The sequence below is a fragment of the Streptomyces sp. SD31 genome, assembly GCF_052068475.1.
Lineage (GTDB): Bacteria > Actinomycetota > Actinomycetes > Streptomycetales > Streptomycetaceae > Streptomyces.
Genome location: NZ_JBQHCX010000004.1, coordinates 315,615 through 331,330, shown reverse-complemented (window position 1 = coordinate 331,330; position 15,716 = coordinate 315,615). Strand labels below are relative to the sequence as shown.

Sequence of the window (15,716 nt, the reverse complement as noted above, 5' to 3'; positions counted from 1 at the left end):
CGGCTCACCACCGCCCCGGTGCGGTCCACGGTCATGTCGGTCACAGCGCACGCTCATAACTCGCCCACGCGACATGCGACTCGTGCAGGGTGACGGTGAGCCCTGCGAGACCCTTCGCGCCCTCGCCCAGCGCGCCCTTCTCGATGCGCTCGGCGAGCCGGTCGGCGATGACCTTGGCCAGGAACTCGGTGGACGTGTTGATCCCGGCGAAGTCGGGTTCGTTGTCCAGGTTCCGGTAGTTGAGCTCGCCGACGACGGCGCCCAGTTCCCGCGTGGCCAGTCCGATGTCGACGACGATGTTGTCGTCGTCCAGCTGCTCGCGCCGGAACGTGGCGTCCACCAGGAACGTCGCTCCATGCAGGCGCTGCGCGGGGCCGAAGACGTCGCCGCGGAAGCTGTGGGCGATCATGATGTGATCGCGGACGGTGATGCTGAACAACGGACGACCCTCCAGGTGCGGTACGCCTAGTCCCCGGCTCGTCGCTGCCGGGGATGCCGTGTAGTACGGCTCTTCGCTTCCCGTTGTTCAGCCGTCTCTCACTCTTTTCTCAGGTCAGGCGCTCTTGTCGTCCCCAATTGAACGAGTCCGTCAGGGCGTGTCCGTGTACCTGACGCGATGACAGAGCGCCGGGATCTCCCCGGAGGTGAGCTTCGGCATGACCGCGGGCAGTTCCTCGAACGCGCTCTCCCCGGTGACGAGGGCGTCGAGGGCGGGGTCGGCGAGCAGGTCGAGGGCGAGGGCGAGCCGGTCGGCGTAGGTACGGCTGGCGCGGCGGGCCGGGGAGACGGTGCCGACCTGACTGCTGCGGATGACGAGCCGCCGGGAGTGGAAGGCCTCGCCCAGCGGGAGGCTGATCTGCCGGTCGCCGTACCAGCTGAGTTCGAGGACCGTGCCCTCGGCGGTGAGCAACTCCAGCGCCCTGGCGAGGCCCTGCTCGGTGGCGCTGGCGTGGACGACCAGGTCGCAGTCGCCGAGCGCGTCGTCGGGCGTGGCGAAGTCGATACCGAGAGCCTCGGCGACCTTCGCCCGGCCGGGGTCGGCGTCGACCAACTGGAGCCGTATGCCCGGGAAGCGGGCCAGCAGGGCGGCCACCGAGCAGCCGACCATACCGCCGCCGACCACGGCGATCCGGTCACCGATCAGGGGAGCTGCGTCCCAGAGCGCGTTGACCGCGGTCTCGACGGTGCCGGCGAGGACGGCCCGTTCGGCGGGGACGGTGTCCGGTACGACGGTCACCGCGCTCGCGGGGACGACGTAGCGGGTCTGATGCGGATGGAGACAGAAGACGGTGCGGCCGAGGAGTTCGTCCGGTCCCTCCTCCACCACGCCGACGCTCAGGTAGCCGTACTTCACCGGGGCGGGGAACTCGCCCTCCTGGAACGGCGCCCGCATGGCCGCGTACTGGCTCTCGGGGACCTCGCCCCGGAACACGAGCGTCTCCGTGCCCCGGCTGACTCCGGAGTACAGCGACCGCACGAGCACGTCTCCCTCGCCCGGTTCCGGCAGGATGACCTCCCGGATCTCTCCTTCACCCGGAGAGCTGAGCCAGAACGCACGTGCGGTGCGGTTCATCGGGATCCTCCTGAACGATCGGGAAGCTGTTCACGTACCGAGGTGTGCACAGGTCGCGCACAGTACGCGGCCTTGATCGACTCTGTCACCTGGCCGGAGGAATGTGCGGTGGCCCTGAACAACACGTACGAAGCAAGGCTGGTCCAGCAGGAGACCGCTGTGGGAGCGGGCGTGCAGATCCTGTTGCTGGCCCTGCTCGGTTCGGCGATCGGCCTGGGGCCGGCGGGGTGGCTGACCGGCCTCGTCTTCGCCATCGCCTCCTGGGCGCTGCTCTCGCTGGCCCTGCACCGGTCCGGGCTGCGCTCGTTCGGCCCGGCGAACCGGGTCACCCTCGGCCGCGCGACGCTGGTGGGCGGCGTCACGGCGCTGGTGGCGGACTCCTTCGAGAGTTCACCGCCGGTGACGTTGTTCGTCGGTCTGACGGCGGTCGCCCTGATCCTCGACGGCGTGGACGGCAAGGTGGCCCGCCGCACCGGGACGTCGACGGCGCTGGGCGCACGCTTCGACATGGAGGTGGACGCGTTCCTGATCCTGGTGTTGAGCGTGTACGTCTCGATGTCGCTGGGGCCGTGGGTCCTGCTCATCGGCGCCATGCGCTACGGCTTCGTCGCCGCCGCCCGCGTCTGGCCCTGGCTGAACGCCCCGCTTCCGCCGAGCACGGCCCGCAAGACGGTCGCCGCCATGCAGGGCGTGTTCCTGCTGCTGGCCGCGTCCGGGTTCCTCCCCTACATGGGGACGTTCGCGGTCGCCGCGACTGCTCTGGCGGCGCTGGTCTGGTCGTTCGGCCGGGACATCCTGTGGCTGTGGCGGACGTCGCGGGTGGAGCGGGTTTCCGTGGCGGAGGTGCGGGAGTTGGTGGCGTCCTGAGCGGCCTGCCTCCGGCGGTTGGGCGGGGGTGCCTGCGGCGGCCTGTTGCTGTTCGGTGGGGGTGCGTGTCGGGTGCCTGCGGCGCCTGTGCCGGTTCGGTGGGGGTGCGGGTAGCGCCTGCGGGTGGGTGGTGGGTCGGGGCCGTGCCGGGGGGTGTCCGTCCTCGGTCGGGCGGTGGGCGTTGCGCTGGAGGTGCCGTGTCTTGACGCCCGACTCTGCGGGCGGACACCCCCCGGCACGTCCCCTTCCCGCCGTACGCGACTGCGGGCCGTCCCGCCCAACCCGCGGGCAGTCGTGCCGCTGGGGCGGCACGGGTGGGCGCGGGCGGCACCCCGCTGGCGCCGGGTCGCGCGATCTACCCCCGCCCAGCCCCCACGCCGGGCCCGTCGGCAAGCGGGCGATGCCTATGACCCCGCCCGACCGACGGAGTCATTCCGCGCCGGGCCGCGCGACCCACCCCCGCCCAGCCCCACGCCGCGCATGCTTCCACCCGGCCGCGGCAACGCCGTCGCGGGGGCGCACCGCCTCTATCTGCGCGGTAGCAGGGCTATCGCCGCGACCGGTACGGCCGCCAGCACCAGCCAGGGCACGGCGGTCGGCAGACCGGTGTCTAGGAGGGTTCCCGTCGCCGAGCTGCCGACGAGGACGATCAGGCCGGAGACCGAGGACAACGCGCCGGTGTAGAGGCCGAGTCGGCCCTCCTCGGCGAGGTCGGGGACCCAGGCGCGGGCGACCGGCGCGACGAGCATCTGGCCGAGGGTGAGCAGGACGACGAAGCCGGCCGCGGGCAACAGACCTGCCGTGCCCGTCCAGTCGGCGGGTCGGGCGGCGGCCACGACCGCGAACCCCGCCGCGATCAGCAGCAGTCCGGCCACCATGGACCGGCGCAGGGTGAGCCGCTCCCCCACCCAACGGGTGACCGGCAGCTGGGCGACCACCACCAGCAGCGAGGACAGGGCGAACAGCCAGGCCAGCGCCGCCTGGGAGCCCGTGGCGCGCTCCACCTCGTCGGGGAGGGCGAGGTAGAGCTGGTTGTAGGCGAGCAGGTAGGCGCCGTACGCGCAGCACAGGGCGAGGAAGCGCCGGTTGCGCAGCAGCTTCCCCATGCCGCCGCGGAACCGGACGCCCCCTCGCCCGGGTATGTGCTGCGGCAGCAGCCACGCGTGTCCGGCGAGGACGAGTACGAAGATTCCGGCGCCGGCGAGGCAGACCGTGCGGAAGTCCACCGAGAGCAGGAGTGCGCCGATCAGTGGTCCGACGAACGCGCCCGCCTGTCCGGCCACCGTCAGCAGGGCGAGGACGCGGGTTCGGGAACCGGCCCCCGACTCCTCCCACAGCACCGCCTGCCGGGCGACCTCGGACTCCACGGCGGGTGAGAACAGCGCGGCGGCGAACCCGATCAGCAGCACCGCGCCGATGACCGCCCAGGTCTCGCGTGCGTACCCGAGCCATGCGAACCCCGCGATGCGCAGGACGCAGCCCGTGAGGACGACCGGCCGGATGCCGTACCGGTCGGCCAGCGCCCCGCCCACCACGAACAGCCCCTGTTGGCTGAAGGTCCGCAGCCCCAGCACGAACCCGACCAGCCAGCCCGCCATGCCGACGGCCTGTCCCAGGTGCTCGGAGAGGAAGGGCAGGACGGCGAAGAAGCCTATGTTGAAGGCGAGTTGGGTGAGGATGAGCAGACGGAGGAGGGGAGAGAGGCGGGGGCGGTCCGGCGCCTTGCGCAGGCCGTGCGACAGCAGCGAGGTCATCCGGTCTTCACCAACTCCCGAGTGGGTGACTGTGGTTCGGGCGACTGCGGGACGGGCTCGGCCCTGCGGTGTCGACGGCGGCCCCAGGACACTCCCCCCGCCGCCGTCACCGCCAGCGCGCCCAGCAGGGCGAGTACGGCGGCGGGGGCGAGGACCGCCCAGGGGGCGCGCTCGGCGTAGGGCTGGTTCTCGGCGAGGAGCAGGCCCCACTCCGGGGAGGGCGGCTGCGCGCCCAGGCCGAGGAAGGCCAGCGAGGCGAGCGCGAGGGCGATGCCGGGCAGACGGAGCAGGGCGTGGCGGGTGACGGGGGGCAGGACGGCGGGGAGGAGTTCGTGGCGCAGCAGGTACCAGGGGCCGGCGCCCAGCGCGCGGGTGGCGGTCAGGTGGAGTGCCGCGCGCTCCTGCCGTAGCAGCGCGGAGGTGTGGGCGGCCAGCGGCGCCCAGGCGACGGCGGCCACGGCGAGCGCGGGCGTGGCGGTTCCGCTGCCGACGACCGCGGTGACGAGCAGGGCGACGAGGACCGGCGGCAGCGCGGTGACGGTGTCGACGAGCGGGCCGGACAGCCGGGGCAGCAGGCCGAGCGCCAGCCCGGTGAGCAGGGTGGCGGTGGTGATCGCGAGGGCGAGCAGCAGGGTGTCGAGGGCGCCGTGGGCGACGCGGGCGAGGACGTCCCGGCCGAGGGCGTCGGTGCCGAACGGGTGCGCCGGGGAAGGGGCGGCGAGTCGCTCGGCGGTGTCGAGGGCCAGCGGGTCGCGGGGCAGGCCGAGGGCGATGACGGCGACCAGCAGGCTGCCGTAGGCGAGAGGCAGGATTCCGCGGGCGGGGGGCGACGGCCGGTGCAGGGACGGCAGTGCGCCGTCGCGCAGGGCCGGGCCGATCAGCAGGCGGGCGAGGAGGCGGGCCAGTCCGGCGGCCACCGCGGCGAGCAGGATGAGGGCGAGCGTGCCGACCTGGAGGACGGGCAGGTCCTGGGCGAGGGCGGCCTGGAGGGTGGTGCGGCCCAGGCCGGGGATGTCGAAGATCTGCTCGACGGTGACCGATCCGCCGGTCAGTCCTACGACGAACAGGCCGGTGTTGGGCAGCAGTCCGGGCATGCAGCGGCGCAGGGCCTGGCGGGCGACGGTGCGGCCGGGAAGTCCGCGTGCGGTGGCCGCCAGGGCCCAGGGCTCGGCGAAGGCGCCGGGCAGCAGGTCGTCGAAAAGGCGGCCGAGGACGGCCCCGGCGGGGAGGCCGAGGGCGAGGGCGGGGAGGATCGTCCACTGGGGGCCGTACCAGCCGAGGGCCGGGAGCCAGCCGAGTTGGACGCCTACGACGGTGGCGAGTACGGAGGCAGTGAGGAACTCGGGCAGTGCGGCGAGGACGGCGGAACCGCTGCCGCCCGCCCGTCGCCCGCCACCACCCCTCCAACGAGGCGCTCCGCGCCACACCTTCTGATGGCGTCGCCCGTCGAGTCGCCGGTGTGCGCCAAGCCACAGGGTGCGGGCGCAGATCAGCGCCGCGGTGACGGCGGCGACCGCGAGGGCCACCGCCATCAGCAGCAGGGACACGCCCAGGGCCTGGAGCACGGCGGGCGTGACCTCGGTGCCGGAGATCCACGAACGGCCGGCGTCCCCGTGCCACAGCCCACCCAGCCAGTCACCGAGGAGGTGGAAGGGGCCGTTGTCCAGGCCGAGTTGGGCTCGGATGTCCGCGAGCACCTCGGGGGTGGGGTCGCGGTCCGCCGAGCGGACCTTGAGCACGGTGAGGGCCGGGTCCGTGTGCGAGAGCCAGGGCAGTACGCCGATGGCGATGACGAGTGCGACCGCGATCCCGACCCGCCACAGGAACGTGGCCGTGCGCTGCCGCATGGGTCAGCGCCGGGTGCCGGTGCCGACGAGGGTGCGCTCGTACGGGTCGAGGAGCGCGCCACGGACGTCGGTCCCGACGCCGGTGATGATGCGCTGGTGGACCAGCGGTACGACGGCGTCCGTGCCGAGGATCCGGGCCTCGGCGGCCATCGCCGCGTCCTGCCGCTCGGCGGTGTCGGCGGTGCCCTCGGCCTTGGCCACGGCCCGGTCGACGTCCCTGTCGCACAGCTGGGCGATGTTGTAGCCGCCGTCGCAGGTGTAGTCGCTGGCCAGGACGGAGACGGGGTCGCCGGTGTCGACGAGGGTGTTGCGGGCGAGGACGAAGGCGTCGAACTTGCCGTCCAGCGCGTCGCTCTCCAGCCGTGAGTACTCGCGCACCTCCAGCGTGACCTCGAACCCGGCCTTCTCCAACTGCTGATTCAGCACCTGGGCGACTTCCGGGAGTTCGGGCCGGTTGTCGTAGGTGGCGAGCGTGATACGTGTCCCCTCGGGCTGTGCGGGCTTCGCCCGCCCGACCGGCTCGGTGCGCTTGCCGGCGGCCCAGGTGACGGCGGGCCCGTAGACGCCGACGCCGGCGTCGGCGTACCCCTCATAGACACCCGTGGCGAACGCGGAGGTGTCGACGGCCTGCCGGGCGGCGGCCCGGAGCGCGGCGTCCTTGAAGGCGCCCTTCTCGGTGTTGAGGAGCAGGCTCGTGGTGCGGGTCGTGGCGGTCGCCTCGCGGGTGGCCTTGTCGAGGGTGGCGGCCTGGCCGACGGGGATCGCCTCGGCGAGGTCGACCTGGTCCGTTCGCAGGGCGTTTGCGCGGGCGGTGCCGTCGGCGACGAACTTGACGTCGATGCCGGTGGCCTGGGCGCGGCCGCCCCAGTAGTCGTCGTAGCGGTCGAGGGTGGCGGCGGTGGCGCCCATGACCTTGGTGAGCTCGAAGGGCCCGGTGGCGGTGCCGACCGGGTCGACCTTGTCCTTGGTGCCGTACGCCTTGCCGGAGAAGACGGCGAGGGCAGGACTGGACAGACGCAGCGGCAGGACGGGGTCGGGGTCCCCGGTGGTGATCCGTACGCCGGTGCTGCCCTCGGCCTTCGCGGTGAGGGTGACGCCGGAGAGGGCGGCCGGGACGGGCTTGGCCTGCGTGGCGTGGGTGAGGGCGGCGGCGACGGCGGCCGGGGTGACGGCTGTGCCGTCCTGGAAAGTGGCCTCGCGCAGGGTGAACAGCCAGGTGCGGTCGTTCTCCTGCTGCCAGGAGGCGGCGAGGGCCGGAGCCGCGGCGCCGTTGGCGTCCAGCGCGGTCAGGCCCTCGGTGACGCCGAGGCGGCTGAGGATGGTGGAGTCGGCGCCGTACGGCGAGAGGTTCTCGGCGGGCGGGAAGGCGAGGGCGACGCGGAGGCGGGAGCCGTCCTGGGCGTCACCCGCGGCGCCGGTGCCACCGCCGGAGGCGAAGCAGCCCGCCAGGATGGGGGCCAGCACGAGGGCGAGGAGCGGGCGGAGTGGGCGCCGCACGTTCTGTCGCACGTTCTATCGCTCCATCGGTATCTCGAAGTGGACGACGCCGCAGGCGCCGTCGGGATCCACGCGTTCGTCGTGCACGACCTTGCCGCGCGAGCGCCAGAAGGCCTCGGCACCGGGCACGTTCGGGTCGGTGTGCAGATAGACGGACCGGTAGCCGCCGTCCGCCGCCGCGAAGGCGAGCAGTTCGTCGACCATCCGCCGGGCGAGTCCGCGCCTGCGGTGCTCGGGACGGACGTAGACGCGGCGCAGCTGTGCGGTCTCGCCGCAGGGGTAGCGCTCGGCGAGGTGGCGCGGGTTCGGCGGGTGGGCAGGACCGCGGGAGTCAAGGGCGGCGGTGGCCACGACACCGTTGTCGCGCGGGTCGAGCGCGACGAGGAGGGTGTGGCGGGGCGGGGCGAGGTAGGCGGCGGCCGGGTCGATGATGTCCGTGTGCCAGCGGGGCACATAGCCGGTGCCGAAGTCGCGGTAGACGGTGTCGAGCATCAGGGCTCGCGCACCGTCGAGGTCGTCCGGGCTTGCCGCCCTGATGCTGTAGTCGTGCACTTGCACATCATATGCATTAAGCATCAGGGCTGATCACGGCCGACCCCGCGACCCGCCCGCCACTCGCCCGCCGCCCACCCAATCCCCTTACAGGTCAGGCGATTTGACAGTGATCGCGAGCCGCCGACAACCTAGCCACATGACATCCATTTTCAACAAGGGCAGCCTGAAGGCTGCCGCCCTGGTCAGGAGGGCGGCCCTGACCACCCTGGCCGCTCCATCTGCTCCATCTGCTCCAGCCGCTCCAGCCGTGAAAGCGGGCGGCTGCTGATGCGTATCGCGTTCGTCGGCAAGGGCGGCAGCGGCAAGACGACCCTGTCGGCACTGTTCTCCCGCCACCTCGCCCGCGCCGGCGCGCCCGTGCTGGCCATCGACGGCGACATCAACCAGCACCTCGCCGAGGCACTGGGCCACGACGGGAAGGCCCCCCTGGACGCCCCGCCCCTCGGCGCCCACCTGAGGGACATCAAGGAGTTCCTGCGCGGCACCAACCCGCGTATCCCGTCCGCCGACGCCATGATCAAGACCACCCCGCCCGGCAGAGGCTCCCGCCTCCTGAACCTGCTCGGCGACGACGAACTGCACGCGCGGCACGTCCGGCACGTGGGGGACGTGCCGGTGATGGTGACGGGCGAGTTCGACGAGAGCGACCTGGGCGTGGCCTGCTACCACTCCAAGCTCGGCGCGGTCGAGCTCTACCTCGGCCACTTGGTCGACGGCCCCGGCGAATACGCCGTGGTCGACATGACGGCCGGCGCGGACGCCTTCGCGTCGGGCCTGTTCACCCGCTTCGACATGACGTTCCTGGTGGCGGAGCCCACACGCAAGGGCGTCTCGGTGTACCGCCAGTACCGGGACCACGCCAGGGAGTTCGGCATCCGCATCGCCGTCATCGGCAACAAGGTGACATGCGAGGACGACCTCCTCTTCCTCAAGGAAGAGGTCGGCGACGACCTCCTCACCCACCTGGTCCACTCCTCCTGGGTACGCGCGGCCGAGCAGGGCCGGGAACAGGGCGAGTTGGAGTCCCACAACGTCCACGCCCTCAACATCCTGCGCGAGGCGGTCGACGCCCACCCCAAGGACTGGCCCACGATCCACCGCCACGCCGTCGAATTCCACCTGCGCAACGCGCGCGCCTGGGCGGACGACAGGACGGGGCTCGACCTGGCCGCTCAGGTGGACCCGGAGTTCGTGCCCGGCCCGACGGCACTGACCTGACGACGACGTATCTCCCAGCACCACGGATCGCCACCACCGAACAGGAACATACGCACATGTCTCTCGACGTCTCCCCCAAGCTCCTCGCCGAAGCCGAACACGGTGACATCCGCGAGGAGGACTTCGTGGACACCGTCCGCACTTCACTGCCGTACGCCTACGACCTGATCGCCTCCCTCGCGACCGAACTGCGCGAGGGCACGGCCGAGTTCACCGACAACCAGACCCCTCCCCCGTCGGAGCAGGAACGCGGCCAACTCCTGCGCGCCCTGGCCAGCGACGCGATCCGCACCAGCCTGGAGCGCCACTTCGGCGTGACCCTGGCCTTCCAGAACTGCCACCGGGTGGCGGCGTTCCGGACGGAGGCGCGGGGTGGGGAGACGTATGCGCGGTTCACTTCGGTGCGGTCGCAGGTGCTGAATCAGTCGCCGGAGTTCAGGGACTGCTGAACTGACGCACCCGCTCGGCACCCGCTCGCAGCGATGGCCGTCCTGGGACGGCGGTGCTGGGGCTTCCCTGAGAAGGCGTCGCGACCCCGCCGACGGGGACGGCCCCTCCCGCGTGCGGCAAGGGGCCGTCCGTGGACGGCGGAGGGCGCTGTCCTCACGAAGGGACGGGCCCTGCTGCGCTACCGCGGTGCGGCGGCCACCGGCGCCGCCGCGTACCCCGTCGGCCGAGCCGTGAACGTCCCCCGCCCCTGCGTCCGGCTCCGCAACCGCGTCGCGTAGCCGAACAGTTCGGCCAGCGGCACGGTCGCCGTCACGGCCGCCGCGCCCGTGCGCGTGGACGAGCCCGAGACGCGGCCTCGCCGTGCAGCCAGGTCGCCGAGGACCCCGCCGACCGCGTCCTCGGGCACGGTCACCGTGACCTCGACGACCGGCTCCAGGAGGACCATCGCGCAGGTGCGCAGGGCATCCCGGAGGCCGAGTCGGCCGGCCGTGCGGAAGGCCGTGTCGGAGGAGTCCTTCACGTGGGTCGAGCCGTCGGTGAGGGTGACGCGCAGCCCGGTCACCGGGTGGCCGCCGAGCGGGCCTTCGGCGAGGGCGTCCCGGCAGCCGGCCTCCACGGCGCGTACGTACTCCTGCGGCACGCGACCGCCGACGACGGTCGAGCGGAACTCGAAACCCGCCTCCGTCTCCAGCGGTTCCACGTCGAGGATCACGTGCGCGAACTGCCCCGCGCCGCCGTCCTGTTTCACGTGTCGGAAGACGAAGCCGGACACCCCGCGGCCGACCGTTTCGCGGTGGGCGACTCGGGGGCGGCCGACGTTGACGTCCAGCCCGGCCTCCCGCCGGATCTTCTCCACCGCGACCTCCAGGTGCAGTTCGCCCATGCCGGACAGCACCGTCTGCCCGGTCTCGGCGTCGGTCCGCACGACCAGCGACGGGTCCTCCTCGGCCAGCCGGGCCAGCGCGGAGGCCAGCCGGTCGGTGTCGGTGGACCTGCGGGCCTCGACCGCCACGGACACCACCGGGTCTGCCACGCTCGGCGGTTCGAGGACGAGGGGAGCGCCCGGTGCGCAGAGCGTGGAACCCGTGCGAGCCGACTTCAGGCCGACCACGGCCACGATGTCCCCGGCGACCGCCCGGTCCACCTGGGCGTGGCGGTCGGCCTGGACCCGCAGGATCCGCCCGATCCGCTCACTGCGCCGCGCACCGGCGTCGAACACCGTGTCTCCCTTCTCGATCGTTCCCGAGTACACGCGCAGGTAGGTGAGCCTGCCGGTCGACGTGGCACTCACCTTGAACGCCAGCGCCGCGAACGGCGCCGACGGGTCCGCGGGCCGGTCCTCCTCCACCCCGTCGTGCAGACCGCGTACGGCCGGTACGTCGAGGGGCGACGGCAAATACGCCACGATCGCGTCGAGCAACGGCTCGATCCCGCGGTTGCGGTAGGCCGAGCCGCACAGCACGACCACGCCGTCGCCGCTGCCGGTCAGGTCGCGCAGGGCGGTGACGAGGGTCTCCGGCGAGAGCGCCGACCGCGCGCAGAACTCCTCCAGCGCGCCGGCATGCAGTTCGGCCACCGCCTCCTCCAGGAGCCGTCGACGCCGGTGCGCCTCCTCCCGCAGATCGTCCGGCACGTTCTCTTCTACGAGCGTCTCGGCGCCGTCGACCCACACCAGCGCCCGCATCCGCACGAGGTCCACGACACCGCGGAAGCCGTCCTCCGTGCCGATGGGCAACTGGACGACCAGCGGCGCCGGATGCAGCCGTTCCCGGATCGACGCCACGGCCGTGTCGAGATCGGCCCCTGCCCGGTCCAGCTTGTTGACGAAGGCGATTCTCGGCACGCCGTGCCGGTCGGCCTGCCGCCATACCGACTCGCTCTGCGGTTCGACCCCGGCCACGGCGTCGAACACCGCGACCGCGCCGTCGAGGACGCGCAGCGAACGCTCCACCTCGTCGGCGAAGTCGACGTGCCCCGGGGTGTCGATGAGGTTGATGCGGTGGCCGTCCCAGGCGCAGCTGACCGCCGCCGCGAAGATGGTGATCCCGCGATCACGCTCCTGCGGATCGAAGTCGGTGACGGTGGTGCCGTCGTGGACCTCGCCGCGCTTGTGCGTGGTCCCGGTGGCGTACAGGATCCGCTCGGTGACGGTGGTCTTTCCCGCGTCGACGTGGGCGAGGATGCCGAGGTTGCGGATGGCAGTGAGGGTGGTGAGGGTATCGAGGTTGATGCGCACGGCCCTTGGCCTTTCGGATGATCCGGAAGCGGAACGGAAGCGGGTCAGCGCGATTCCCGGACGACATGCAGGCGCACGTGAGCATGACCTGCTGCCCCGTCAGACTGCGGGGCAGCAGGAACGGCAAGGTACGGCAAGGGAGTTGACGTAACTCAGGCGCTCTCGGAGCTCTCAGGCGTTCGTCGCGGGCATCCGGTACCGGCCGCGCAGCGGGCACCGGGCGGACGAGGACACGAGGATCACCACGTACCGGCAGGGGGAGACGACGACAGCGGTGCGGTCACGCACGGCCCGGCTCCCCTCGACTCGTCACGACGACGCGCCGCCGGGTGGTGGGCGGCGCGTGATTGCGTGGTGAGTCTAGGGAGCCGGGCCAGGTCTGAGCACACGATTTTCCTGCCGGCGCCGCAACATGTGAACCGGTGCGCGAGCCGTCACCACCGTACGGGCAACGTCCGCAGTCCGCCGAGGAGAAGACTCTCCGCGCGATGCAAGTCCTTGGCCTACATGGCTAGTTGATGGGCCGCCTGATTACGGAGAAGGACCTCGCAGGTGACCTGGAGCCCGGTGCGCGCCAGGCTCTGCCCGAGGCACGAGTGCAGTCCGGCGTGGCCCTGGAGGAGTTCGGCCGGGTCGTCGCCCCGGGCGGGGCAGGCGTGATCATCTCCAGCATGGCCGGGTATCTCGGCTCGCCGAAGCCGCCCCTGGACCGGCGGCGCCCGCCAGCACCTCCGCAGGCCGACGATTCGTACAACCCATGCGATTCATACAGACGCCTGATGCGAATCTCATGGACTTCCGGTGACAGACGATCGATGTCCCGCAGCCCCTGTTCTGCCATCGTGGGAGGTCAGAGGCGCAGGTGAGGGGCCCCACCCCGCCGTTCGCCCGTCCCCCCGCGGGAGGCATACCGTGGACAAGCGGTACGAGGTGTACTGCCTCACTCACCCGCACTTCTACGACACGCCGTCCCACGGCCGGACGCGCCGCCGCTTCCACCAGACGCTCCGCCCGCCCCCTCCCTCGTGGTTGCGCGAGGAACTCGGCGACTGGGTGGTCTGCCGTCCCGTCGACAGGCAACTCCCCACGCAGGGCTGGAAGATCCACGCCTCGGCGTGTCCGGACAACGCGCAGGCGATCCTGGACGCGGTGTGGGACTACTGCGTCCAGCGTCGTATCGCCTTCAAGTTCCTGCCCGGCCTGGACACCCTGTTCCTCGCCAACGCCAAGTACGCGCATCGCGGATCCAGCGGCAAGTTCGTGACCATCTACCCGGCGGACGAGGCCGAGTGCCGGCGCGTGCTCACCGAGCTCGGCACCGCCCTCGACGGCCTGCAGGGGCCGTACATTCTGAGCGATCTGCGCTGGGGCGCCGGTCCGCTGTACGTCAGGTACGGCGCCTTCGCCGACCGGTACTGCGTCTCGGCCGACGGTGTGCTGGAGCAGGCGGTGGCGGACCCCTCCGGACGGCTGGTCCCCGATCTGCGTGGCCCCACCTTCCAGGTGCCGGAGTGGGTGCCGCTGCCCGCGTTCCTCGAACCCCACCTCGCCGAGAGCCGGCGGACCACCGTCGCCGACCTGCCCTACCGGATCGAGAAGGCGCTGCACTTCTCCAACGGCGGAGGGCTGTACGCCGCGGTCGACACCCGCACCGAGGAACGCGTCGTCCTCAAGGAGGCCCGGCCCCACGCGGGGCTCACGGCCGACGGCGCGGACGCCGTCACCCGGCTGGAGCGCGAGCGGACGGCCCTGGAACGGCTGCGTGGCCTGCCCTGCGTCCCCGAGATCCGCGATCACTTCGAGCTGGGCGGTCACCGGTTCCTCGTCGAGGAGTTCATCGAGGGAAGGGCCCTGCACAACGTGTTCGTCGAACGCTATCCGCTGACGAACCTGGACGCCGACGCGGCGGCCTTCGCCGACTACGCGTCCTGGGCCCTCGACATCCACCGGCAGGTGGAGGAAGCGGTCGCCGCGGTCCATGAGCGGGGCATCGTGATCGGCGACGTGCACACGTTCAACGTCCTGGTCCGCCCCGACGGCAGGGTGGTGCTGATCGACTTCGAGGGAGCGTCGGACGTGGCGCAGGCGGGGCGCCAGGTCCTCGCGGCCCCAGGTTTCATCGCCCCCGGCGGGGCCACCGGCTTCGACATCGACCGGTATGCGCTGGCCTGTCTGCGGATCTTCCTCTTCCTGCCACTGACAGGCCTCATCGAGCTGGACGGCAGGAAGGCCGGGCAGCTCGCCAGGGAGGCCGCCCGGCTTTTCCCTGTTCCCCGGCGGTTCCTCGACGACGCCGTCCGCACACTCACCGGCGACGGCGGGATGACCTGCGGGACGGACGACGAGCCCCGTCTCGAGCCCGACCCATCAGGCTGGCTGCGCGCCCGCACCTCGATGACCGACGCCATCCTGGCCGCCGCCACGCCCGAGCGCCACGACCGGCTCTTCCCGGGCGACATCGAGCAGTTCCTGCTCCCGGGCGGCGGCCTGGACGTGGCCCACGGCGCGGCCGGCGTGCTGTACGCGCTGGACGTGACCGGCGCCGGCCGCCGATCCGACCACGAGGACTGGCTGATCCGGCACGCGCTGAACCCGGAACCCGGAACCCGCCTCGGCCTCTACGACGGGCTGCACGGCGTCGCATACGTCCTCGAACACCTCGGGCACCACGAGGAGGCCGCCAAGGTCCTCGACATGTGCCTGGGCGAGCACTGGGAGGCCCTCGCCCCGGACCTCAAAGGCGGCCTGTCCGGCATCGGGCTCAACCTGCTGCACTTCGCCACCGCCCGCGGCGACGCCGCCTGCGCCGACGCCGCCCTTCGCGTGGCACAGACCGTCGCCGACCGCCTCGGCCCGGCCGACGCCGTGCCCGAGACCAGTGGCGGAGTCCACCCGAGAGCGGGGCTGATGTACGGCTCGTCCGGGCCCGCGCTGCTGTTCCTGCGTCTGTACGAGCGCAGTGGCGACCCGGCGCTCCTCGACCTGGCCGCCACCGCGCTGCGCCAGGACCTGCGCCGCTGCCTGGAGCGCGCGGACGGGTCGATGGAGGTGAACGAGGGCTGGCGCACCATGCCCTATCTCGCCGACGGCAGCGCGGGCATCGGCATGGTCCTCGACGAGTACCTCGCCCACCGCGCGGACGAGCGGTTCTCGGCCGCCGCCCACGCGATCCGCAGGGCCGCCGGCGCATCGTTCTACATCGAACCCGGTCTCTTCGACGGCGTGGCCGGAATGATCCTCCACCTCAGCCGCGGGCACCCGCCCGGCACCGCCGCCGCCCGCGACCCCGTGATCGCGGACCACGTACGCCACCTGGCGCGCCATGCCTGCCTGCTCGACGGCCGACTCGCCTTCCCGGGCGAGCAGTTGCTGCGGCTGTCCATGGACCTGGCCACCGGCACCGCGGGAGTCCTGCTGGCGCTGGGCGCGGCCTTCCACTCCCGGCCCACCGGACTGCCGTTCCTGACACCGGGCCTGCCCGCTCATGACCTCCCCGTCCCCACACAAGTACGAGAGAGGAGGTGAGGACACATGTCGCTCCTCGAACTGCAGGGTCTGACCATCGAGTCGGAGACCGGTTACGCGCCGCCGCCGGGCAGCCGGGCAAGCAAGGGCTGCGGTGGCAGCCGCCTCAGCCTGCTGATCTGCTAGTCCTTCCGACTAGTCCTCACCCACACGGCGGGGGCAGGCACACCGCGCGCCCCCGCCCCATTCGCTGG

Annotated in this window: 12 protein-coding genes; 5 read left to right on the top strand and 7 right to left on the bottom strand. The window is 72.3% G+C overall.

Annotation, left to right across the window (positions count from 1 at the left end; all coding sequences use genetic code 11):
• Positions 1 to 40: 40 nt before the first annotated feature.
• Both ACTMVF_RS11345 and ACTMVF_RS11340 read right to left on the bottom strand, forming a co-directional pair.
• Positions 41 to 439 (bottom strand): 6-pyruvoyl trahydropterin synthase family protein, encoded by a 399-nt coding sequence (locus tag ACTMVF_RS11345; RefSeq protein WP_093747920.1) that lies wholly within the window; start codon positions 437 to 439, stop codon positions 41 to 43.
• Positions 440 to 589: 150 nt separating this feature from the next.
• Positions 590 to 1,573, bottom strand: coding sequence for a zinc-dependent alcohol dehydrogenase (locus ACTMVF_RS11340; protein WP_441270818.1), 984 nt, complete (start codon positions 1,571 to 1,573; stop codon positions 590 to 592).
• 108 nt (positions 1,574 to 1,681) lie between these two features.
• Here ACTMVF_RS11340 and ACTMVF_RS11335 point away from each other — a divergent pair, with 108 nt between their 5' ends.
• A complete protein-coding gene (locus ACTMVF_RS11335) occupies positions 1,682 to 2,440 on the top strand; it encodes a CDP-alcohol phosphatidyltransferase family protein (RefSeq protein WP_441270817.1) in 759 nt (252 codons plus the stop codon).
• Between the two features lie 527 nt (positions 2,441 to 2,967).
• Here ACTMVF_RS11335 and ACTMVF_RS11330 read toward each other — a convergent pair.
• The 4 genes from ACTMVF_RS11330 to ACTMVF_RS11315 are packed head-to-tail and all read right to left on the bottom strand — an operon-like array spanning position 2,968 to position 8,090.
• Complete coding sequence (locus tag ACTMVF_RS11330) at positions 2,968 to 4,194, bottom strand: MDR family MFS transporter (protein WP_441270816.1); 1,227 nt, start codon at positions 4,192 to 4,194, stop codon at positions 2,968 to 2,970.
• Positions 4,191 to 6,041: an ABC transporter permease subunit gene (locus ACTMVF_RS11325; RefSeq protein ID WP_441270815.1), complete on the bottom strand. Its 1,851-nt coding sequence runs from the start codon at positions 6,039 to 6,041 to the stop codon at positions 4,191 to 4,193. Before ACTMVF_RS11325 ends, ACTMVF_RS11330 begins: the two co-directional genes overlap by 4 nt.
• Before the next feature lie 3 nt (positions 6,042 to 6,044).
• Positions 6,045 to 7,550, bottom strand: a complete 1,506-nt coding sequence (locus tag ACTMVF_RS11320; protein WP_441270814.1) for an ABC transporter substrate-binding protein — start codon at positions 7,548 to 7,550, stop codon at positions 6,045 to 6,047.
• 3 nt (positions 7,551 to 7,553) lie between these two features.
• Positions 7,554 to 8,090, bottom strand: a complete 537-nt coding sequence (locus ACTMVF_RS11315; RefSeq protein ID WP_441270813.1) for a GNAT family N-acetyltransferase — start codon at positions 8,088 to 8,090, stop codon at positions 7,554 to 7,556.
• Between the two features lie 270 nt (positions 8,091 to 8,360).
• Here ACTMVF_RS11315 and ACTMVF_RS11310 point away from each other — a divergent pair, with 270 nt between their 5' ends.
• Both ACTMVF_RS11310 and ACTMVF_RS11305 read left to right on the top strand, forming a co-directional pair.
• On the top strand, positions 8,361 to 9,311 hold the full coding sequence (locus ACTMVF_RS11310) for a nucleotide-binding protein (protein WP_441270812.1): 951 nt from the start codon (positions 8,361 to 8,363) through the stop codon (positions 9,309 to 9,311).
• Positions 9,312 to 9,367: 56 nt separating this feature from the next.
• Positions 9,368 to 9,760 (top strand): SCO5389 family protein, encoded by a 393-nt coding sequence (locus ACTMVF_RS11305; protein ID WP_441270811.1) that lies wholly within the window; start codon positions 9,368 to 9,370, stop codon positions 9,758 to 9,760.
• Between the two features lie 179 nt (positions 9,761 to 9,939).
• Here the strand turns inward: ACTMVF_RS11305 and fusA are convergent, their stop codons facing one another.
• On the bottom strand, positions 9,940 to 11,997 hold the full coding sequence (gene fusA, locus ACTMVF_RS11300) for an elongation factor G (RefSeq protein ID WP_441270810.1): 2,058 nt from the start codon (positions 11,995 to 11,997) through the stop codon (positions 9,940 to 9,942).
• Between the two features lie 912 nt (positions 11,998 to 12,909).
• On the opposite strand from fusA, the gene lanKC reads away from it, so the two are divergent.
• Positions 12,910 to 15,522, top strand: coding sequence for a class III lanthionine synthetase LanKC (gene lanKC, locus ACTMVF_RS11295; RefSeq protein ID WP_441270809.1), 2,613 nt, complete (start codon positions 12,910 to 12,912; stop codon positions 15,520 to 15,522).
• A gap of 6 nt (positions 15,523 to 15,528) precedes the next feature.
• Positions 15,529 to 15,648: a SapB/AmfS family lanthipeptide gene (locus ACTMVF_RS11290; protein ID WP_403345903.1), complete on the top strand. Its 120-nt coding sequence runs from the start codon at positions 15,529 to 15,531 to the stop codon at positions 15,646 to 15,648.
• Positions 15,649 to 15,716 lie beyond the last annotated feature (68 nt).